This window comes from Streptomyces sp. MUSC 14 (genome assembly GCF_001866675.1).
Lineage (GTDB): Bacteria > Actinomycetota > Actinomycetes > Streptomycetales > Streptomycetaceae > Streptomyces.
Genome location: NZ_MLYN01000063.1, coordinates 1 through 20,847 on the forward strand (window position 1 = coordinate 1; position 20,847 = coordinate 20,847).

General features: G+C 71.0%; 12 protein-coding genes. 10 read left to right on the forward strand and 2 right to left on the reverse strand.

Translation table 11 applies throughout. The annotated features are described in order from the left end of the window. The 4 genes from BIV25_RS36115 to BIV25_RS36130 all read left to right on the forward strand — a co-directional run. A partial coding sequence (locus tag BIV25_RS36115) for a thioesterase domain-containing protein (RefSeq protein WP_143076749.1) occupies window positions 1–2,317 on the forward strand: 2,317 nt, incomplete at its 5' end. Beyond that, entirely contained in the window at window positions 2,310–3,068 is a 759-nt protein-coding gene (locus BIV25_RS36120; protein ID WP_071376752.1) for a thioesterase II family protein, read from the forward strand. The genes BIV25_RS36115 and BIV25_RS36120, both read left to right, overlap by 8 nt. Before the next feature lie 164 nt (window positions 3,069–3,232). Next, complete coding sequence (locus BIV25_RS36125) at window positions 3,233–4,192, forward strand: ATP-binding cassette domain-containing protein (RefSeq protein WP_071376753.1); 960 nt, start codon at window positions 3,233–3,235, stop codon at window positions 4,190–4,192. Beyond that, window positions 4,189–4,950 (forward strand): ABC transporter permease, encoded by a 762-nt coding sequence (locus BIV25_RS36130; protein ID WP_071376754.1) that lies wholly within the window; start codon window positions 4,189–4,191, stop codon window positions 4,948–4,950. Before BIV25_RS36125 ends, BIV25_RS36130 begins: the two co-directional genes overlap by 4 nt. Before the next feature lie 756 nt (window positions 4,951–5,706). On the opposite strand, the gene BIV25_RS36135 is transcribed toward BIV25_RS36130, so the two are convergent. Next, on the reverse strand, window positions 5,707–7,053 hold the full coding sequence (locus tag BIV25_RS36135) for a PLP-dependent aminotransferase family protein (RefSeq protein WP_071376755.1): 1,347 nt from the start codon (window positions 7,051–7,053) through the stop codon (window positions 5,707–5,709). A gap of 434 nt (window positions 7,054–7,487) precedes the next feature. Here BIV25_RS36135 and BIV25_RS36140 point away from each other — a divergent pair, with 434 nt between their 5' ends. Beyond that, window positions 7,488–8,420, forward strand: coding sequence for a phytanoyl-CoA dioxygenase family protein (locus BIV25_RS36140; RefSeq protein ID WP_256256845.1), 933 nt, complete (start codon window positions 7,488–7,490; stop codon window positions 8,418–8,420). Window positions 8,421–8,582: 162 nt separating this feature from the next. Here the strand turns inward: BIV25_RS36140 and BIV25_RS36145 are convergent, their stop codons facing one another. Continuing rightward, window positions 8,583–9,416 carry a putative nonproteinogenic amino acid hydroxylase gene (locus BIV25_RS36145; RefSeq protein WP_071376756.1) on the reverse strand — a complete coding sequence of 278 codons (834 nt, stop codon included), beginning with the start codon at window positions 9,414–9,416 and terminating at the stop codon, window positions 8,583–8,585. 385 nt (window positions 9,417–9,801) lie between these two features. Here BIV25_RS36145 and BIV25_RS36150 point away from each other — a divergent pair, with 385 nt between their 5' ends. The 5 genes from BIV25_RS36150 to BIV25_RS36170 are packed head-to-tail and all read left to right on the forward strand — an operon-like array spanning window position 9,802 to window position 20,847. After that, complete coding sequence (locus BIV25_RS36150; RefSeq protein ID WP_071376757.1) at window positions 9,802–10,083, forward strand: phosphopantetheine-binding protein; 282 nt, start codon at window positions 9,802–9,804, stop codon at window positions 10,081–10,083. Continuing rightward, the gene (locus tag BIV25_RS36155; protein ID WP_071376758.1) at window positions 10,080–11,330 is read left to right on the forward strand and encodes a cytochrome P450; all 1,251 of its coding nucleotides are present in this window, start codon (window positions 10,080–10,082) and stop codon (window positions 11,328–11,330) included. The genes BIV25_RS36150 and BIV25_RS36155 overlap by 4 nt, the downstream gene beginning before the upstream one ends. Next, window positions 11,327–12,064 carry a thioesterase II family protein gene (locus tag BIV25_RS36160; RefSeq protein ID WP_071376759.1) on the forward strand — a complete coding sequence of 246 codons (738 nt, stop codon included), beginning with the start codon at window positions 11,327–11,329 and terminating at the stop codon, window positions 12,062–12,064. Before BIV25_RS36155 ends, BIV25_RS36160 begins: the two co-directional genes overlap by 4 nt. 55 nt (window positions 12,065–12,119) lie before the next feature. After that, window positions 12,120–15,209, forward strand: a complete 3,090-nt coding sequence (locus BIV25_RS36165; RefSeq protein ID WP_079177089.1) for a type I polyketide synthase — start codon at window positions 12,120–12,122, stop codon at window positions 15,207–15,209. A 58-nt stretch (window positions 15,210–15,267) separates the two neighbouring features. Continuing rightward, window positions 15,268–20,847, forward strand: coding sequence for a type I polyketide synthase (locus BIV25_RS36170; RefSeq protein WP_256256849.1), 5,580 nt, complete (start codon window positions 15,268–15,270; stop codon window positions 20,845–20,847).

A 20,847-nucleotide genomic window follows, 5' to 3' on the forward strand; every position in this document is an offset into this window, starting at 1 on the left:
CGCCGCCCAGGTGGAGGAATGGCGCCAGGTCCACGACGACGACTACGCCGACTCCGCCGAGGAGGCATGGGGCGAGGGCTTCCAGCAGTGGAAGTCGGTGTACGACGGCGAGCCGGTCCCGCTGGAGCAGTTGCGGGAGTGGCAGGACGCGGCGGCGGCACAGGTGCTGCGGTTCGCACCGCGCCGGGTCCTGGAGATCGGTGTCGGTACCGGCCTGCTGCTCGCGAAGACCGTCGGCGAGGTCGACGAGTACTGGGGCACCGACATCTCCGCCACCGCGGTCGAGCGACTGCGGGCCCAGGCCGAACAGGCCGGCCACGGCGACCGCGTCCGGCTGAGCGTCCAGGCGGCCGACGACGTCACCGGGCTGCCCCAGGGCCACTTCGACACCGTCGTACTCAACTCGGTCGCGCAGTACTTCCCCGGCGTCGCATACCTGGACCAGGTGCTGGACCAGGCCATGGAACTCCTCGCGCCGGGCGGCCGGCTGATCGTCGGTGACGTCCGCAACGCCGCGACCCAGCGGATTCTGGCGACCGCGGAGCAGCGCGCGGCGCAGCCCTACGCCGCGCACGACGAGATCCGGGCGTCGGTCGAGCAGGCGCTGCTCGACCAGCGGGAACTGCTGGTCGCACCGGAGTGGTTCGCCCAGTGGGCGGCGGACCGGGCCGTCGGGGTCGACATCCGGCTGAAGGCGGGCCGCGCCCACAACGCGCTGACCCGGCACCGCTACGAGGTCGTTCTGCACAAGGAGCCGGCCGACGTCCTCGACCTGGCCGGTGTCCCCGCGGTCCCGTGGGGCGGCGAGACGTCCGACCTGGCCGGTCTCGGCGCCGTCGTGGACCGGGCGAACGGCCCGGTGCGATGCACCGGGATACCGAACGCACGGCTGGCGGAGGAGGCCGCCGCGGCGACCTTCGCCGGTGTGCTGAGCCTGGGCGCCCCCACCGGCAGGCCGGTCGATCCGGAGGACCTCGCCGCATGGGCGCGGCAGCGGGGCATGGAAGCGGTCCTCACCTGGTCGGGCGAGGCCGTCCACAGCTTCGACGCGGTGCTGCTGCCCGAACGGCGGACCGTGTCCGGGGGGTTCGTGCCCAGCGGCGTGGCCGGGCTGGTCCGGGCCAACACCCCGGCTCTGGCCAAGGCGATCGGCCCGCTGGTGGCCGAGCTGCCCGAGTACCTGCGCGGGCGTCTTCCGGACTACATGGTCCCGGCCGCGGTCGTGCCGCTGGCGCAGCTTCCGCTGAACCCGGCCGGCAAGATCGACCGGAACGCGCTGCCGTCGGAGCACACGAGCAGCGTGAGCAACGGAGCGCCGCGCAACTCGCACGAAGAGACGCTGTGCTCCTTCTTCGGCGAGCTGCTCAACCTGGAACGGGTCGGCATCGACGACGACTTCTTCGCGCTCGGCGGGCACTCGCTGCTGGCCACCCGGCTCAGCGCCCGCATCCGCAAGACGTTCGGCGTCGACATGCCCCTCAGGACGATCATCCAGTACCCCACGGTCGCCGAGCTGGCCGCGCTGCTGCTCATCGGCAGCATCCCCGGCGACCACGCCGACTCCTTCGGGGTCGTGCTGCCGCTGAACAGGGACCCCGGCACGGGCAAGGAGCCGGTGTGGTTCTTCCACGGCGGCGGCGGCCTCGGCTGGGCGTTCTTCACCTTCGCGCCGCACGTGCCGGACCGGCCGGCCTACGCCCTGCAGTCCCGCGGCTCCAACGGCGTGGACCCGATGGCGGGTTCGGTGGAGGAGATGGTCGAGGACTACATCGACCAGATCCTCAAGACCCAGCCGGAAGGGCCGTACTACCTCGTCGGCTGGTCCTTCGGCGGCCCGATCGCGCACGCCGCCGCGGAGGCGCTGGACCGGCGCGGGCACGAGATCGGCCTCGTGGCCGTCCTGGACTCCCAGCCGGCCAACTCCCGCCCGGAGAACGGGTTCCGGGAGGTGTCCGGCCGCACGAAGGAGCTCTACCGTGCGGATGTCGAGGAAGTCTTCGGCAAGTTCATGAACACCAACAACATGGACAGCTTCCTGGACACCATGTCCCAGGTGGGCGCCAACAACCTGCAGAAGATGGGCGTCTTCGAGTCGCCGGTCTACCGCGGTGATCTGCTGTACTTCAACGCGAAGCTGGACAAGGTCGACGGCGTGACGTCGTACGGCCCCGACTGGCGGCCGCACGTGCTCGGTTCCATCGAGGAGTACGACGTGGACGCCACGCACCACGACCTGCACATGCCGAGGCCCGCGGGCCAGATCATGCAGGTCATCGCCCGCAAGCTGGCCGAGGCCGGGGAGAAGACCCATGCATGACGAGAGGCCGGTCACGGAGACACGGCCCGGCGGATCCGAGGCGCACGGGGACCGGACCACGCTGCTGTGCGTGCCGTTCGCCGGAGCGGGACCTTCGTTCTTCCATCCGTGGCGGGACCTTGCCGCCGGCCGGTGGCACGTGGCCACCGTCGATCTGCCCGGCCGGGAGCGGCGGATCCTGGAGACGCCGTACCGGAACGTGGTGGAAGCGGCCAAGAACGAGATCGACGACGTCGCCCGGGAACTCGGCGCGGGAGCCCGGGTCGTGCTCTTCGGGCACAGCCTGGGCGCCGTGCTCGCGTACGAGCTCGTACACCTGCTGAGCACGCGCGACGTGCACGTCGAGCGGCTGATCGTCAGTGGTTCACCGGGGCCGTGGACCCAGCGCGAGCGGCGGGCGGCGGGCCTCCCGGACGAGGAGTTCCTCGCCAGGGTCGAGGAGTTCGCGGGGTTCCGGCACGAGGCCCTCGACCACCCGGAGATGCGGGAACTGATTCTCCCCGCGCTGCAGGCCGACTGCGAGATGCACGAGGCGTACGTCCCGAGCACCGACGAACCCGTGTCGGTGCCGATCTGCTCCCTGCGGGGCGACCACGACGGCCTGGTCACCCAGGAGGAGGCCCGGCAGTGGCGGGACGCGACCACGGCCGGGTTCAGCTATGCGGAGTTCCCGGGCGACCACATGTACCTGGTCGACCACGGCCGGGAGGTGCTGGACGTGATCGAGGCGGAGTCCGCCCGCGGTCGCTAGCGTGGTGACCGGGCCGTCCGGGCCGAGGTTCCGAGGAGGGCGTCCGCCGCGGCGGACGCCCTCCTCGCGTCGGTCGCGGGCACGCCGGGCCGCTCCAGAGAGACTCAAGGGCCGTGTCACGGGTGTGACAGGTCATTGTCAGACGGGGTGCGGACAGTGGGGGCATGAAGAGTTCCGCGATCGCAGTATCAGGGCTGCGCAAGGCATATGGCGACAAGGCCGTGCTCGACGGCATCGACTTCGAAGTCGCCGCGGGATCGGTCTTCTCCCTGCTCGGTCCGAACGGGGCGGGCAAGACGACTACGGTGAACGTCCTGACGACGCTGCTCACAGCCGACTCCGGGACGGTGCACGTCGCCGGGCACGACGTGATGACCGCGACCAAGAAGGTGCGCGCGGCCATCGGCGTGACCGGCCAGTTCGCCGCTGTGGACGATCTGCTGTCGGGCCGGGAGAACCTGCAGCTGGTGGCGGACCTGAAGCGCGTGCGCTCCGGCGACCAGGTGGTCACGCGGCTGCTGGAGCGGTTCGACCTGGTGGAGTCGGCGGACAAGATGGCGTCGACCTACTCGGGCGGCATGCGCCGAAAGCTCGACCTGGCCATGACGCTGGTCGGCAACCCGCAGATCATCTTCCTCGACGAGCCGACGACGGGTCTCGACCCGCGCAGCCGGCGCACGATGTGGGGGATCGTCCGCGAGCTGGTGGCCGACGGCACCACCATCTTCCTCACCACCCAGTACCTCGAAGAGGCCGACCAACTCGCCGACCAGATCGCGGTGCTGAACCAGGGCCACCTGGTCGCCCAGGGCACGGCGGACGAGCTCAAGCGCCAGATCCCCGGCACCCACGTGAGGCTCCGGTTCACCGACGCCTTCGAACTCGACTCGGCGGCGCGCATCTTCGCCGACTCCACGCAGGACGAGGAGGAGCTGACCCTGCGGGTGCCCAGCGACGGTGAGTCGAGGTCGCTGCGGGCCCTGCTGGACCGGCTCGACGAGCACATGCTCAACGCCAAGGAATTCTCCGTGCACACACCCGACCTGGACGACGTCTTCCTCGCCCTCACCGGCGACGCGACCGAGCACACGAGCGAGGAGAAGAAGGAGGCGATCGCGCGATGAGCAGCGTCTCGACGGCGTTTGCCGACTCGGGAATCATGTTGCGCCGCAACGTGAAGCACACCCTGCGGAACCCGACCACGGTGTTCAACGCGGTCCTGTTCCCGATCGTCATCATGCTGATGTTCGTCAAGGTGTTCGGCGGTGCCTTCAGCGTCGGCCAGCACTACATCGACTACGCGACCCCGGGCCTGCTCGTGATGGCCGTCAGCTACGGTCTCGGCGCCACCGCCACGGCCGTGAACGACGACATGACGAAGGGCATCATCAACCGGTTCAAGACCATGGACGTCTCCCGCGGCGCCATGCTCAGCGGACACGTCGTCGTCACCACCGTGCGCTGCCTGGTGGCCAGCGCGGCCATCGTCGGGGTGGCCTTCGCGATGGGCTTCGACCCGCACGCGAGCGCCCTCGACTGGCTCGGCGTGCTCGGCCTCTTCGTGCTGCTCGCCGTCGGGGCCAGCTGGCTCACCGTCGCCATGGGCCTGGCCGCGAAGACCACGGAGTCGGCGGGCCTGGCCACCGTGCCGCTGATCATGCTGCCGTTCCTGAGCAGCGCGTTCGTCCCCGCGGACTCGATGGGCGCCGGCGTGAAGCAGTTCGCGGAGTACCAGCCCTTCACCCCGATCATCGAGACGCTGCGCGGGCTGCTGGCGGGCCATGTGTCGAGCGGCCACGCGATCGCCGCCCTCGCCTGGTGCGTCGGGTTCGCCGTCGTGGGGTACGCCTGGGCGCTGTCCACCTTCAAGAAGCGAGCGTGACCCCGGCCGGCTCCGACCGGCTGCCCCCCTCCCCGAGCCGCCCCGGCGCACTTCGTGTCGCCGGGGCGGCGCTACGTTCCCTTGTTCTCGCTTGCCAACCCCCCATGGATGTTGATCAAGGAGACGGCGATCACGGCCGAGCCGATCGTCAGCCTGATGAACCCCCGGATCCACGGATGACCCCATCGGCGCCTACGGGCGCCTGCGGGAGCAGCCCCGGCTCGTCCGCATCGGGTTTCCCGGAGGGCCGCCGGTCTGGCTGATCACGCGGAACGAGGACGTCAAGGCCGCGTTGAGCGACCCGCGCCTCGTCGTGGACTACAGCAACGTGCCGGGCCGCCAAGGGCCCAGCGTGGCGGACCAGACGGTCGCGGCCCTCGATCTGCCGGACGAGTTCGTGCCCTACGTCGCGGCCAACATGATGCTCAAGGACGGCAAGGACCACGCCCGGCAGCGCCGCCTCGTGACGCCGGCGTTCACCGTCCGGCGCATGAAGGCACTGCGGCCCCGCATCGAGGAGATCTCCGCCGAGCTCATCGACGCCTTGGCCCAGAAGGGCTCGGGCGACCTCATCAAGGACTACTCCTCGCCGCTGACCGCCACCGTCATCTGCGAACTCATCGGCATCGACAAGGCCGATCAGCCGCAGGTACGGCAGTGGATGAACGAGTACACCGCGCCGGTGACCCATGAGGGCGGCCCCCGAACACATCGTGTTCGGGGGCCGCCCTCATGGCCGGTTCTCGCGGCCGTGCCTCAGGCCGCTGCCGCCGGCCTGTGTGCGCGCTGGTCCTGGACGAGTTTGCCCAGCCGCTCGACGCCCAGGGTGATCTGGTCGGGAGTGAGCACGCTGAAGGACAGCCGGGCCTGGTGGAATCCGGCAGTGCCCCCGTAGAAGTGATGCATGGGGGTCCACAGGACGCCGAACTTCGAGGCCGAGTATTCGAGCATGTCGTCGTCCGCCGGGAACGGCAGCGTGACGACGACGAACATCCCGCCCTGGGGCGTGTTCCACGAGACCTCTCGCGGCAGGCCCGGCATCGGTCCGAAGACCGCGTGCAGGCTGTCCAGCACGGTGGCCAGGTTCCGGCGGTAGACGTCGGCCTCGCGAGCGGTGGCGCGTCTGAGACTGCACCCGTTCTCGATGAGATACCCGCCGATGACCGCCTGGGCGACGGTCGAGGTGTTGAGCGTCACCATGCTCTTCAGCTTGGCGAGGTGGTCGGCGAGGAGCATGGGGTCCCCGGCGGAGGATCCGGCCGGCGTCACCGGCTGGTCCGCGATGATGTAGCCCACGCGGGCACCGGCGAAGGCGGACTTCGCGAAGGAGCCGAGGTGGATGACCTGATGCCGGTCGTCCAGCGCCTTGAGCATGGGCAGCGGGGAACCGCCGGCCCGGAAGAGGGAGTAGGGGTTGTCCTCGATGACGAGGATCCGCTCCCGCCTCGCCAGCTCCAGCAGGGCGATCCGGTCCGCCAGGGACATGCTCGCGCCGCTCGGGTTGGCGAAGTCCGGGACGACGTAACAGGCACGCGGCCGAAGCCCCTCGCGCCGTGCCGCCCGCACCTGCCGCTCCAGGTCCTCCAGATCGATGCCGCCGTCGTTCTCCCGGACGTCGCGCAGCGGGGCGCCGGCCACCCGGGCCGCGCCGATGAACCCGACGTAGTTGGGCGTCGCGGCCAGGACGACGTCGCGCTCGTCCCGGACGAGCGCACGCAGCAGGAGCACCATCGCCTCCTGGCAGCCGGTGGTCACCACGATGCTCTCCGGGTCGACGGTGACACCCTCGTCGACCTCGAGCTGGCGCGCTATGAGCTCGTGGATGAAGCCTTTTGTGCGGCCGTACTGGAAAAAGGTGCGCCGCACCTGCTCCTGGGGAAGGCCCTTCTCGTCCTCGAGATAGCCTCGGAACGTCGTGAGGTGACGTGACAGGTCCGCGACGTCGTAGAAGCCTTCGAACGGGCGGCCGGCCGAGAACGAGACCGCATCCGGGTACCGTCCCGCGAGCTCGTTGAGCAGCGTCATGGAAGTGAGTGCGGGATCGTCGACCGACGCGTGCAGGTCGGTGACGCTCAGCCGAATCGGCCCTGGTTCTATGGACATAGTCACGTCATCCTCATCCGCCGGACAACTCAGCCCTGAGCTGGTGTGGGTTATGTGGGCAATGCTCCGTGAGGGTCCTCAAGAACATATGTCCCCCGGCTCGAAGCCTGAAAGACCGTGGCTATAGGAGAAGTCGAGTCGCCGAATCTGTCCCGTCGGCGGGACGGCCACCCTCGCGGCCCTTCGGACATTGACACCCTCACGGCCGGCGGACAGAGTATTTGAGTGCTGGGGAACGCGATATACCCAGACGAGCCACTGGAATCGTGTGTGCCGGGCGAAGAACCGGGTCGCGGGCCGTCTGCCCGGCCAACAGCGGCTGCGTATCAGGGCGATGCCGCGTCGACACTCTGGTTCGACCACCTCTCCATATCCGGGGCTGAACTTCGTTCCGCGCGGCCAGCGGTATCTGACACCTGAGAAGGAGCTGACGCATGACCATGACCGCACTTCGCGATGGCGTGCTGGAGAAGGCTGCGGCGGAATACGCCGAGCAGGGCTACTCCATCATCCGCAACGTCGTGCCACGAGATCTCCTGGAGGAGGTGGCCGCCCACGTCGAGTGGCTCACCCGTAAGTACCCGGATCTGCGTCCCGAGCATTTCCACCACCCGCTGATCCGCAACGACGCCTTCTGGGCACGTGTGGTCTCGGACTCCCGTCTGGTGGACGTCGCGGAGTTCTTCCTCGGCCCGGATCTGGCGTGCTTCACCGCCCACTACATCTGCAAGCCCCCGTACGACGGACAGCCCGTGCTGTGGCACCAGGACGGCGCGTACTGGACGCTGAGCCCCATGGAGGCGCTGACGGTGTGGCTGGCCGTCGACGAGAGCACCACGGAGAACGGCTGCCTGCGGATGATCCCCGGCAGCCACGAACTGCCCCTGCACAAGCCGACGCGCCGCACCGACACGGACAACATGCTGTTCTCCGCGTCCGACGAGGACCTGGTGCAGGAGTGGGTGGACAAGCGCGGGGTCGTGGACATCGAACTCCAGCCGGGCGACGTCTCGATCCACCATCCCCACCTGCTGCACTACTCGGAGGGAAACAGCTCCGCCAAGCGGCGCTGCGGTCTCGACATCGGCTACATCGCGACGACCACCCGGATCCACAGTGAGGGGATCTACCTCGACCCGCTGCTCGTCCGCGGCACCGACGTCAACGGTCTCAACAGCTACCGGCCGTTCCCCGCGTACCAGGAGGGCGAGACGATTCCCTTCGCCGGGCAGGACGAGTGGGACGCGAAGGTGGCCACGGTCAACGCGGCGCTGCCGCAGCGTACCCGGGACCTTCCCGACGAGAGCCCGATCGAGACGACCCGCCACATGATCGACCGTCTGCGCGCCGGCACCGCCAAGCGCTGACCGCAGCCGACCGAGCCGACGGCCCGCCGCACACATGCGGCGGGCCGTCGGCGTGCGTCCACCCCACCCTGCCCGGCCCTCAACGCCCCGTCCGGACACGGGAGAAGAGAAGAAGCCGGCCGCGCACCAGGGCGCGACCGGCTCCGTGCGGGCCGAGCCTCCTCACCAGTCGAACACCTCGCCGTCGCCCCGCTTCTCGATGCAGTACGTGCGGTACGCCTGGGCCTTGGCGACGATGTCCTCGTCCCCGGTGCGCCGCGCGGCCTCGATGTACCAGTCGAACGCCTCGGTGGCGTGCGCACGCCGCTCGAAGTGGAGCTCGGCGAAGCGGCGGAAGCCCGACCGCATGGTCGCCGGGGTCAGGTTCGCGGAGCCGATGAGCTCTTCGAGTTCCGCCTCGGTCGCCTCGGGCCGCTGCACGACGCGGATCGGCTGGGTCGCGGAAACGGTGCCGCGGATCGCCAGGGGCCCCTCGGACTCCGTGAAGTCGAGGCAGAGGGAGAGCCGGGCGGCCTTGGACGTGCTGCGCGCGGAGTGCGGGTCGGTCGAGTGGATCTTCCACACCTCACCGCGGCGGATGCCGTAGACGATGTCGTTCTCGGAGTGCAGGGCCTCGTCGCTGGTGCGCAGGGGAACCTGCACCCGCAGGCCCGGCTTGGCCCATTCGAGGAAGTCGACGTGCGGGGCGATGATTCCGTCGCGCAGGCTGAAGATGCGCACCCACTGCAGCCGGTCCAGGGGAAAGTGCTCGGTCACCATGGACATGATGTTCGGCAGCTGCTTGCCGAGTTCGGTGAGGGCCGGACCGCCTTCGTGCGGGCGGAACGTGGTGTCGGAATCGGCTCCGCTGCCGTTGGCCAGCACGTGGGACGACCACGAACCGAAGGTGAAGGCATCGTATTTGCCGTCGTACTCGTGACTGTCCACGACGGACAGTTCGGATTCCAGGTCGTACGAATCGATGGGTAGCACCGCAAGCCGTTCCGACTTCAGCAAGGAAATCCCCTCCAGTACATGATTGTTTGACGCACGCGGAAGCTACTGGGCATTCCACCCGATCGTCACCATAATTCTCCGCAGATGCGGATGGCAATGACGCGACTGCGTATGCTCGGACGGGTGGCCGGTGCCGGAGCGGGCGGCGCCCGGCTGTCCCGTCGGCAGGACAACCGGTGCCCGGCAGAGCGTCCGGACGGCTCATCTCTTGCATGAGTGCCCGGCGGAGCAGCAGGCTGCCGTGGACGACCATGCACGTGCGGACGTTCTTTCCGGAACAGCACGATTCCGATGATCTGTCTCGCCGGCGGGACAGCGGAAAGGGCCCAGTGGCAAATGGCGTGGGCGGGCATTCCCGTTCGACAGAGGAAGGAAAAGGCTGACTATGGAATCGTCGCCGCAGGTGATCCAGGGACAGGCCGCACCTTCGGGTGCGCCGGCTTCGCTCGTACAGGAGGTTTCGGCGCTGTGGGCGGAACACTTCGGTTGCGAAGTCGGTGCGGGTGACGATTTCTTCGCACTCGGCGGAAATTCGATGGCCGGCATCAAAATCATCGAGCGGGTGGAGCAGGACTACGGCGTCAGGCTGTCCGTGCGCGACTTCTACCTGGCGCAGACTCCGACCCGGGTCGCCGAGCTGATCGAGCAGGGGAGGTCGGGGACGTGAGGCTGACGCCGGGTCCCGCGCGAGACATCGACCTCGCCGGCGTCGACCTGTTCGACCTGGACCTGTACACGTCGGGCGACCCGCACCCGATCTGGGACGTGATGCGGGAGAAGGCACCCGTGCACCACCAAGTCCTGCCGGACGGGCGGGAGTTCTGGTCGGTGACCCGGCACGAGGACGTCTGCCGGGTGCTCGGCGACCACCGGGAGTTCACCTCGGAGCGCGGCACGGTCCCCACCCACCTCGGGACGGACGACGCCGCGGCCGGCGTGCTGATGACGTCCACCGACCCGCCGCGGCACACCGAGGTCCGCCGGCCACTCGGCTCCAAGCTCACCGCGCGGGCGGTGAAGTCCTGGGAGGACAAGATCCGCGGCACGATCGTGCGCTTCCTGGAACCGGCGCTCGACGGCGAGACCTTCGACCTGGCCGAGCGGGCACTGCTCCTCCCGGCGCTGGTCACGGGCCCGCTCCTCGGCATCCCGGAGAAGGACTGGGCGGAACTCGTCCAGCTGACCGCGATGGTGACGGCTCCCTCGGACCCGCACTTCCTGGTGGGCAACGAGGCGGCGACCCTGGCCATCTCCCACCACGAACTGCTCGACTACGTCAGGCAATGGGCCAGGACGCGGCGGGCGGACGGAGCCGAGGACGACAGCCTGCTCCACCACCTCATGAGCGTCCGCCCGGGAGGCGTGCCGCTGACCGACGAGGAGATCGCCCTCGACGGCTACAGCATTCTCCTGGGCGCCAACGTGACGACACCACACACCGTCTCGGGTACGGTGCAGGCGCTCATCGAACGGCCCGAGCAGTTCGCCAAGGCGCAGGCCGACCCCTCGCTGATCCCGAACCTCGTTGAGGAAGGGCTGCGCTGGTCGTCGGCCGCGTGCAACTTCATGCGGTACGCGGTGGACGACGTCCGGATCGGCGGGAGCACCATCCCGGCCCGTGGGGCGGTCGTCGCGTGGATCGGATCGGCCAACCGGGACGCGTCCCGGTTCACGGATCCGCACACGTTCGACATCACGCGGAGCAACGCGAAGCGCCATGTCGCCTTCGGGTTCGGGCCGCACTTCTGCATCGGCGCACCGCTGGCCCGGCTGACCCTGCGCGTCTTCTTCGAGGAACTGCTCCAGCGATTCGGATCGATCGAACTCGCCGGCGAACCGCAGCACCTGCGGTCGTACTTCATCGCCGGGATGACCCACTTCCCCATCGTCGCCCAGAAACGAATGACGCCATGACAACCGGCTCCACCATCGCCATGTCGCCGTGGTTCGTCCGGCCGCCGTCCACCGACCATCCCGCCCGGATCTTCTGCTTCCCCTTCTCCGGGTCCGGGGCGTCGGCCTTCAGCGCCTGGCCGGCCGTGATCGACGACGTCGAGGTCTGCCCGGTGCAGTTCCCCGGCCGCGAGAACCGGCTCGGCCATCCGCACTACGGCACCTACGAGAACCTCGCCGTCGGCCTGGCCGAATCCCTGGAGCCGCTGCTCGACCGGCCGTTCGCGTTCTTCGCGCACTGCGCGGGCGCCGTGGCCGCGTACGAGACCGTGCTCAGGCTCGCCGAACTCGGCCTGCCCACACCGGACTGCCTGTTCGTGTCGGGCCAGCCGGCCCCGCACGACGCCGCGCGCGACCGGATGCTCGCCATGTCCGAGGACGAACTGCGCGCCGAGGTGGAGTCGTTCGTCCGCAGCCGGGGTATCGAGCCGCGGCCGGACATGGTCGACCTGGGCCTCATGGTGCTGCTGCGCGACACCGCGGCCGCGGCCGCGTACCGCCGCGAGGAACCGGTCGCGGTGGACTGCCCCGTCGTCGTACTGCACTGGCGGGACGACCCGGACGTGGGCCTCGCCGACCTCCAGGGGTGGCGCCGCTACACGGACTCGGTCGAGTTCCGGGTGGTCGACGGAGGCCACTACGACTTCATGGACGCGCCGGACGAGCTGCGCACGTTGCTGACCCGTTGGCTGTGAGAAGGGTGCGGCGGCCCGTGGGAGCCGTACGCCGAGGGAACCGGAAGGAACACGCATGAGTGGCGCAGCCACCGATATTGCCGTCATCGGGATGTCGTGCCGCTTTCCCGGAGTGCAGCACCCGGCCGAGTTCTGGCGGCTGCTGCTCGACGGGAGGTCGACCATCGGAACGTTCCCCGAGCAGCGGGCCGCCGACGCGAACACGACGCACATGTCCCACCCGGACGCCGCCACCCTGAACTCGGGTTCGTTCCTCGACTCCGTCGACGGGTTCGACGCCGGGTTCTTCGGTACGAGTCCGGCGGAGGCCGCCGCCATGGACCCCGTGCAGCGCCTCGGGCTGGAACTCGCCTGGGAGGCCGTGGAGGACGCCCGCATCCCGGCGGCCGCACTCGCCGGCCGAGAGGTCGACGTCGTGGTAGGCGCCGCGCCCTCCGGGTACGACCTGCTGCGCAGGCTGTCCGGCAGCGACCAGGACGACCACTACGCCGCGCTCGGCTCCAGCGGTGCCCTGATCGCGAACCGGATCTCCAGCCTGTTCGACGTCCGTGGCATGAGCTTCTGCGCGGACTCGGGCCAGTCCTCCTCCCTCGTGTCGCTGGCGCTGACGTGCGAGCGCATACGCGGCGGCGCGGTCGACATGGCGATCGCCGGCGGCGTGCATCTGATCGCCGATCCGGAAGCGGGCAGCGGCCTCGCGAACCTGGGCGCCCTGTCGCCCGACGGCCGCTGCTACCCCTTCGACGAACGGGCCAACGGCTTCATCCGGGCCGAGGGCGGGGCGTTCGTCCTGCTGAAGCGGCTCGACCTCGCCGTCGCCGACGGCGATCACATCTACGCGGTGGTGCGCGGCTGGGGCGTCGGCAGCGGCGGCGCGTCCTCCCGGATGCCGGACCCCAGTCCCACGGGGCAGGCGGCTGCCGTGCTGTCCGCCCTGCGGCGCGCCGGCGTCCCGTTCGACGGCGTCGACTACGTCGAGGCCCACGGCACCGGCACCCGGCTCGGCGATCCGGCCGAGATCGCCGGTCTGCGCGAGGTGTTCCGGGAGACCGGGCGCAGCCGCACCCTGACGATCGGCTCGGTGAAGGCGAACGTCGGGCACCTGGAGCCGGCCGCGGGGATCGTCGGCTTCGTGAAGGCCGCGCTCTGCGTGGACCGCGCCCAGCTGGTGCCGAACGCGGACTTCGGCTCGCCGAACCCCGCCATCCCGGACTTCCAGGAGGACTTCGAGGTCCTCACGGCCGCGCGGCCCTGGCCGGGCGAGCCGGGCCGGCCGCGCAGGGCGGGGGTGTCGTCGATCGGGATGGGCGGCACCAACGCGCACGTGATCCTGGAGCAGGCCCCCGAACGTCCCCTGGCGGACGAGGACGTGGACTCCACAGACGTTTCCGGGCTGGTGCCGTGGGTGCTGTCGGCGCGCTCGGAGCTGGCCCTGCGGGAACAGGCGGCGCGGCTGCGTGAACTCGTGGCCGCCGACGCGTCCTTGACGGCGGCCGACGTGGGGCACTCGCTGGTGTCGACACGGACGCTGTTCGAGCACCGGGCGGTGGTGCTCGCCGGTGACCGTGCGGAGGGGCTGGCCGGCCTCGGCCTGGTGGCGGAGGGCGGCGGCGCGGCGCGGGCGGTGCGCGGCGTGGCCGCGCAGCCGGCCGGACCGGTCGTCTTCGTGTTCCCCGGCCAGGGCTCGCAGTGGCTCGGCATGGGCAGGCAGTTGTACGCCGAGTCGGAGGTCTTCGCACGCGCGATCGACGCGTGCGCGCACGCTCTGGAGCCGTGGCTGGACTGGTCCCTGCTGGACCTGGTGACCGGTGCGGAGTCGGCGCCGTCGCTGGAGCGCGGGGACGCCGTGGTGCAGCCCGCGCTGTTCGCGATGATGGTGTCCCTGGCACGGCTGTGGCAGTCGCTGGGCGTCGTCCCCGACGCGGTGGTCGGGCACTCGCAGGGCGAGATCGCCGCGGCGTGCGTGTCCGGTGCGCTCAGCCTGGAGGACGCGGCACGGATCGTCGCCCTGCGCAGCCGGGCACTGACCGAGCTGGCCGCCCTGGGCGGGATGAACGCGGTGGCCGCGCCCCTGACCTGGGTCGAGGAACGGCTGGGCCGGTGGCCCGGGCGGCTGTCCGTGGGCGCCGTGAACGGGCCCGCCTCCGTGGTGATCTCCGGGGACCTGGCGGCACTGGAGGAGTTCGCCGAGATGGCCGCCGCCGACGGCGTCCGGGTGCGCCGGGTCAGGATCGAGTACGCGTCCCACTCCCACCAGGTCGAACGCATCCGTGACCGGGTACTCGACGCCGCGGCGGGTGTCGCGCCGAGGGAGACGGCGGTGGAGTTCCACTCCACGGTCACCGGAGGACTGCTCGACACCCGCGCGCTCGACGCCTCGTACTGGTACGACAACCTGCGTTCCACGGTGCGTTTCGGCGAGGTCGTCGGGAACCTGATGCGCGAGCGCGGTGGCGTGTTCGTGGAGGTCAGCCCGCACCCCGTGCTCCAGGTGGCGATGGAGGAGACCGCCGACACGCTGGCGAGTCCGCCCACGGTGGTGGGCACCCTGAGCAAGCACGACGGGAGCGTCGGCAAGGTCCTGGCGTCGCTGGCCGAGCTGCACGTGCGCGGTGTGCCGGTGAACTGGCGGACGGCGTTCGCCGGCCGGCCGCGCCGGATCGCCCTGCCGACGTACCCGTTCCAGCGGCAGCGGTACTGGCTGACGGCGCCCGTCGGCACCGGCACCGCGAACAGCCCCGCGGCGCGGGCGAACGGAGCGGTCGCCCGCACCGGGGCAGCGGCCCTGGACTCGCCGTCGGCGGTCCTCACGCTCGTGTGCGCCGAAGCGGCGGCGCTGCTGGGCACGGCGGCCGAGGGCCCGACGGCCACCGATCTCACGGCACGGTCGACGGAGACCTTCAAGGCACTGGGCTTCGACTCCTCGATGGCGGTGGAGCTGCGCAACCGGCTCAACGCGGCGGCCTCGGTACGGCTCCCGGCCACCGTCGCGTTCTCCTGCCCCACTCCGCACAGGCTCGCTCTCCACCTCTTCTCCCTCCTCGAACCACAGGAGCCGAAGGCTCCGGACACGGGGGAGGAAACGAGCCTGGAAGGCCGCAGCGACGACGATCTCTACGCCTTGATCGACCGCGGATACGTATAGCCGCACCCGTTTTTCCAGCCGCACCCGTTTTTCGAATCAACCGTTGAGGGAGGCCCTGGTGGAGGAAGACGACAAGCTCCGTTCCTACTTGCGACGCGCCGTCGGTGACGCGCAGGAGCTGCGCGAGCGGGTGCGCGTGCTGGAGGAGTCCGCGCGCGAGCCCATCGCGATCGTGGGTGTGGGGTGTCGCTTCCCGGGCGGGGTCGCGTCCCCCGAAGGGCTGTGGGGAGTCGTGTCCGACGAGGTGGACGCGATGGGCGACTTCCCGGCGGACCGCGGCTGGGACACGGACGCCCTCTACGACCCGGATCCCGAGGCGCACGGAAAGACGTACACGCGCACCGGTGGATTCCTGGCCGATCTCGCGGAGTTCGACGCGCCGTTCTTCGGCATCAGCCCGCGCGAGGCGCTGGCGATGGACCCGCAGCAGCGACTGATGCTGGAGACGTCGTGGGAGGCGCTGGAACGGGCGGGCATCGACCCGACCGCCCTGCGGGGCTCGGCGACCAGCGTGTTCACCGGCATCTACGACGTCGACTACGGCCCGCGGATGGGGGGCGGGGCGGGCGCCGAGGTCGAGGGCTTCGCGATGACGGGGACCTACCTCAGCGTGGCCTCCGGCCGGGTGGCGTACGTGCTGGGCCTGGAGGGTCCGGCGGTGTCGACCGACACCGCGTGCTCGTCGTCGCTCGTCGCCGTCCACCAGGCCGTACGGTCCCTGCGCTCCGGGGAGTCCACGCTGGCGCTGGCCGGCGGGGTGGCGGCGCTGCCGAGTCCGGGGATGTTCGTGGAACTCGCCCGGCAGCGGGCGCTGTCGGCCGACGGGCGGTGCAAGGCGTTCGCGGAGGCGGCCGACGGCACCGGTTTCTCCGAGGGCGCGGGCGTGCTGGTTCTTGAGCGGCTGTCGGACGCCCGGCGCAACGGGCGCCGGATCTGGGCGGTGATCCGCGGTTCGGCGATCAACCAGGACGGGGCGTCCAACGGACTGAGCGCGCCGAACCCCCTGGCGCAACAGCGGGTCATCCGGGCGGCCGTGGCCGATGCCGGGCTGTCGCTCGGCGACGTGGACGCGGTGGAGGCGCACGGGACCGGCACCCGGCTGGGCGACCCCATGGAGGCGGAGGCCCTGCTGGCCACCTACGGGCACGAGAAGGACCGCGAACATCCGCTGTGGCTCGGGTCGTTGAAGTCGAACATAGGCCACACGCAGGCGGCCGCGGGGGTCGGCGGCATCATCAAGATGGTCATGGCGATGCGGCACGGTGTGCTGCCGAGGACGCTGCACGTGGACCGTCCCTCGACGCACGTGGACTGGTCGGCCGGGGCGGTGGAACTGCTGACCGAGGCCCGCGAGTGGACCACGCCGGAGGACCGGCCCCGCCGGGCGGGCGTGTCGTCCTTCGGCATCAGCGGCACCAACGCGCACGTGATCCTTGAGCAGGCGCCCGACGCCCGCGCGCCGGAGCGGTCCCCGGCCGGTGCCCCGGGGGCGGTGCCGTGGGTGCTGTCGGCACGGTCGGAGCAGGCGCTCGGGGAGCAGGCGCTGCGGCTGCGGGACCGCGTGGCCGCGGACGCGGAGCTGTCGCTCGCGGGCGTGGGACACGCGCTGGTGACGACGCGCTCGCTGTTCGAGCACCGCCAGGTGGTGATCGGAACCGACCGGGCCGAACTGCTCGCCGGCCTGGCCGCCGTCGCCGCGGGTGACGGGCCCGGCCGTGCCGGTGCGGTGTCCGGAGTCGCGAAGCCGGTGGGCAAGACCGTGTTCGTCTTCCCGGGCCAGGGGGCGCAGTGGCTCGCCATGGGCCGGGAGCTGTGGGAGACCTCCCCGGTCTTCGCCGACGAGCTGCGCGCGTGCGCGCGGGCGCTGGAGCCGTGGGTGCCCTGGTCGCTGGTCGACACCGTGCGCGGAGGTCCGGACGCGGCGGACCTGGAGGACATCGACGTCGTCCAGCCGGTGCTGTTCGCGGTCATGGCGGCGCTGGCGAAGGTGTGGCGTTCGCTCGGGGTGACGCCGGACGCGGTGATCGGCCACTCCCAGGGCGAGATCGCCGCGGCCTACGTCGCGGGCGCCCTGACCCTGGACGACGCGGCCAGGATCGTGGCCCTGCGCTCCCGCCTTCTGGCCACGGTCACCGGGCAGGGCAGCATGGCCGGCATCCTGCTGCCCGAACACCGGGTACGGAAGCTGATGGAGCGGTGGGAGCCGTCCCGGCTCGGGATCGCCGCGGTGAACGGAGCGAACTCGACGACGGTCTCTGGTGAGACCGAGGCGGTCGAGGAACTGGTCGCGGCCTGCCAGGCCGAGGGCGCCCGCGCACGGCTGATCAAGTCCAGCGTTCCCGGGCACTCGCCGCTCATGGACCGGTTCGACGGCCGGCTCCAGGAAGAGCTGGGCCGGATCACCCCCCTGCCCTCGCCGGTGGCCATCTACTCGACGGTGACCGGTGGCCTGATCGACCCCATGGCGCTCGACACGGCCTACTGGTACCGCAACCTGCGCGAACCGGTCCAGTTCGCGGCCGCCATGCGGCAGTTGATCGAGCAGGAGCCGGGCAGCGCGGTCGTCGAGCTCAGCCCGCACCCGCTGCTCGTGATGAACATCCAGGAGATGTTCGACACCACACCCGGTGCCACCGGGTTCGTGGTGGGTTCGCTGCACCGCGACGAGGGAGGCCTCGCGCGGCTGTACCAGTCGGCGGCCGAGGCCTTCGTGGCAGGCCTCGACGTGTCGTGGGAGACCGTGTTCCCGGGCGAGGACGGCCGGTGGGCCGAGCTGCCCACGTACGCCTTCCAGCGGCAGCGCTACTGGCTGAACACACCCGCCGAGACCACCACCGCGACCACGTCGGACCACCCGCTCCTCGACGCCGTGATCGATCTGCCCGACGACGGCGCGCACGGCGGAGTCGCGGGCAGCGGGCGCCTGTCGCTGGAGCGCCACCCGTGGCTCGCCGACCATGTGGTGCACGGCGCCGTCCTGGTGCCGCCGGCCGTGCTGGCGGAGCTGGCGGTGTGGGCGGCGCACAAGGCGGGAGGCGACGGCGTCGACGAACTCACCCTGGAGACACCGCTGGTGCTGTCCCGGACGGCCGAGCGCGAGATCCGCGTCGTGGTCGACGGTAAACGGGTCATCAGCGTGCACTCACGGGGCGAGGGCGAGGGCGAGTGGACGCGCAACGCCGTCGGGACCGTCGGCACCGGCACCGCGGGAACCCGCCGCGAGGAGAGTCTCGCCTCGTGGCCGCCCGCGGGCGCGCACGCCGTGCCCGTCGAGGACGAGTACACCAGGCTCGCCGCCCTCGGGTTCACCCACGGGCCCCTGCTGCGCGGCCTGAAGCAGGTGTGGCGCCAGGGCGACACCCTGTTCGCCGAGGTGGAGATGCCCGCCTCCGACGGCGCGGACCAGGGCCGGTTCCGGATCCACCCGGCGCTGCTCCACGCCGCGCTGCTCCCGGTCGGCCTCGGGCACTTCGTCGACAACTCCCGGCCCGAAGGCTGGCTGCCGTTCCGGTGCACGGGCATCCGTATCGGCTCCGGCCGGCCGACCGCGCTGCGCGTACGCCTCGCCCCCGCGGGCGAGAACACGCTGTCCGTGACCCTTGCGGACCAGGGCGGAGCACCTGTCGGCGCCGTCGCGTCGCTGACCCTGCGGCCCGCGGACGTCGAGCAGCTGGCCGAGCTGAGCTTCGACCACCAGGACGCGCTGTTCCAGGTGGACTGGGTCCCTGTCCAGGTCCCGTCCGGCCGGACCACGAGTCCGTACGCCGTGCTGGGGGCATCCGACGCGCACGCCGCGTCCCTCGGACAGGGCGCGGCGGTCTTCGCCGGTCTCGACGAACTCGCCGCCGCCGACGGGGAGATACCCCCGGTCGTCATCGCGTGCGTCGACCGTGCGGGCGCGGACGGCGGTGACACACCCGACGCCGTCGAGCGCACCCTGCACCGTGTGCTGCGGTGGACGCGGCGCTGGCTCGCCGACGAGCGGTTCGCCGCCTCACGCCTGGTCGTCGTGACCCGGGACGCGTTCCACGACGACCAGGTCTGCCACGCCGATCCCGCGGCGGCGGCGGTCTGGGGATTCGTGCGCACCGCGCAGACGGAGAACCCGGGCCGGTTCACGCTCGTGGACACGGACGGCCAGCCCGGTTCGTGGACCCTCGTCCCGGCGGCGGCCACGACCGCGGAAGCCCAGCTCAAGATCCGTGCCGGCCACGTGACCACCCCTCAGCTGGCCCGTGCCACCGGCGCGTCCGCCGGTCGGGGACCCGGGGCAGGAGCCGATGACGTCTCCGCCCTCGGGTCCGGTACGGTGCTGATCACGGGCGGTACCAGTGGCCTGGGCGCGATGCTGGCCCGCCATCTCGTCGAGCGGCACGGGGTGCGCCGGCTGGTGCTGACCAGCAGGCGCGGGGCGGCCGCCGCGGCGGCGGGAGCGCTGCGAGAGGAGCTCACCGGGGCCGGTGCCGAGGTCGCGATCGTGGCCTGCGACGTCACCGACCGTGACTCCGTCGCCGAACTGGTCTCCGCGGTGCCCGCGGAACACCCGCTGACGGCGGTGATCCACTGCGCGGGCGTGCGGGACGACGGCGTCGTCGAGGCCCTGACCGAGGAGCGCGTGGACGCGGTCCTCGCGCCCAAGGTGCGCGGCGCCTGGCACCTGCACGAGCTGACCCGGCATCTGGACCTGTCCGCGTTCGTGCTGTTCTCATCGATCGCGAGTGTGCTCGGCACGGCCGGACAGGCCAACTACGCGGCGGCCAACGCGTTCCTCAACGGCCTCGCGGAAACCCGCCGGGCCCAGGGACTGGCCGCCGCCGCGCTGTGCTGGGGATTCTGGGCGGAGCGCACCGAGATGGCCGCCGACATCACCGACGCGGACGTCGTACGCATGCAACGCCAGGGTGTGCAGCCGATGGCGTCGCAGGAGGGGCTCGCGCTCTTCGACGCCGCGGTCTCGGTGAGCGAGCCCGTACTGGTGCCGGTGCGATTGAACCTCGCGGCCCTGGGCACCCCGCAGCCCGGCGAGATGGCCTCGCCGCTGCTGCGCACCCTGGCCGGGACGCCCGCCGGACCCGGCGGCCGGACGGGCGGGGAGTCCGCCTCCGCCGCACTCGCGCAAACGCTGAGGTCGCTGCCGCCGGCCGAGGCGCAGGCGGCGCTGGTGGATGCCGTACGGGCGCAGACCGCGCTCGTCCTCGGCCACGAGGACACCCGGAGGATCGGGCCCACCGCGACGTTCAAGGAACTCGGGATCGACTCGCTCACGGCGCTTGAGCTGCGCAACAAACTGGCGGCGGTGACCGGCCTGAAGCTGCCCGCCACGCTCGTGTTCGACCACCCGAACCCAGCCGCCGTCGCTCAGTTCCTGGGCGAGCGCGTCACCCCCGACTCCGCGGCCGAGCCGCGGTCCCCGGCCGATCACCTGGTCAAGGAGATCGAGGGACTGGGCGCCCGGCTTCAGGATGAGTTCCTCGCGCTCGGAGAGGACGACAGGACCACCGTTTCCACGCTGCTCGGCGAGCTGCAGGGCCGAGTCCGCTCGATGGCGAACGCCGGAGCACCGTCCGGCATCGCCGACCAGATCGGTTCGGCCTCGGCGGGAGAGCTTCTCGCGCTGCTGGACAAAGAGCTCGGCTAG

Excerpts from the sequence above, each read along its gene's own strand:
- BIV25_RS36120 (WP_071376752.1), top strand. The coding sequence starts at position 2,310 with ATGCATGACGAGAGGCCGGTCACGGAGACACGGCCCGGCGGATCCGAG.
- BIV25_RS36125 (WP_071376753.1), top strand. The coding sequence starts at position 3,233 with ATGAAGAGTTCCGCGATCGCAGTATCAGGGCTGCGCAAGGCATATGGC.
- BIV25_RS36130 (WP_071376754.1), top strand. The coding sequence starts at position 4,189 with ATGAGCAGCGTCTCGACGGCGTTTGCCGACTCGGGAATCATGTTGCGC.
- BIV25_RS36135 (WP_071376755.1), bottom strand. The coding sequence starts at position 7,053 with ATGTCCATAGAACCAGGGCCGATTCGGCTGAGCGTCACCGACCTGCAC.
- BIV25_RS36140 (WP_256256845.1), top strand. The coding sequence starts at position 7,488 with ATGACCATGACCGCACTTCGCGATGGCGTGCTGGAGAAGGCTGCGGCG.
- BIV25_RS36150 (WP_071376757.1), top strand. The coding sequence starts at position 9,802 with ATGGAATCGTCGCCGCAGGTGATCCAGGGACAGGCCGCACCTTCGGGT.
- BIV25_RS36160 (WP_071376759.1), top strand. The coding sequence starts at position 11,327 with ATGACAACCGGCTCCACCATCGCCATGTCGCCGTGGTTCGTCCGGCCG.
- BIV25_RS36165 (WP_079177089.1), top strand. The coding sequence starts at position 12,120 with ATGAGTGGCGCAGCCACCGATATTGCCGTCATCGGGATGTCGTGCCGC.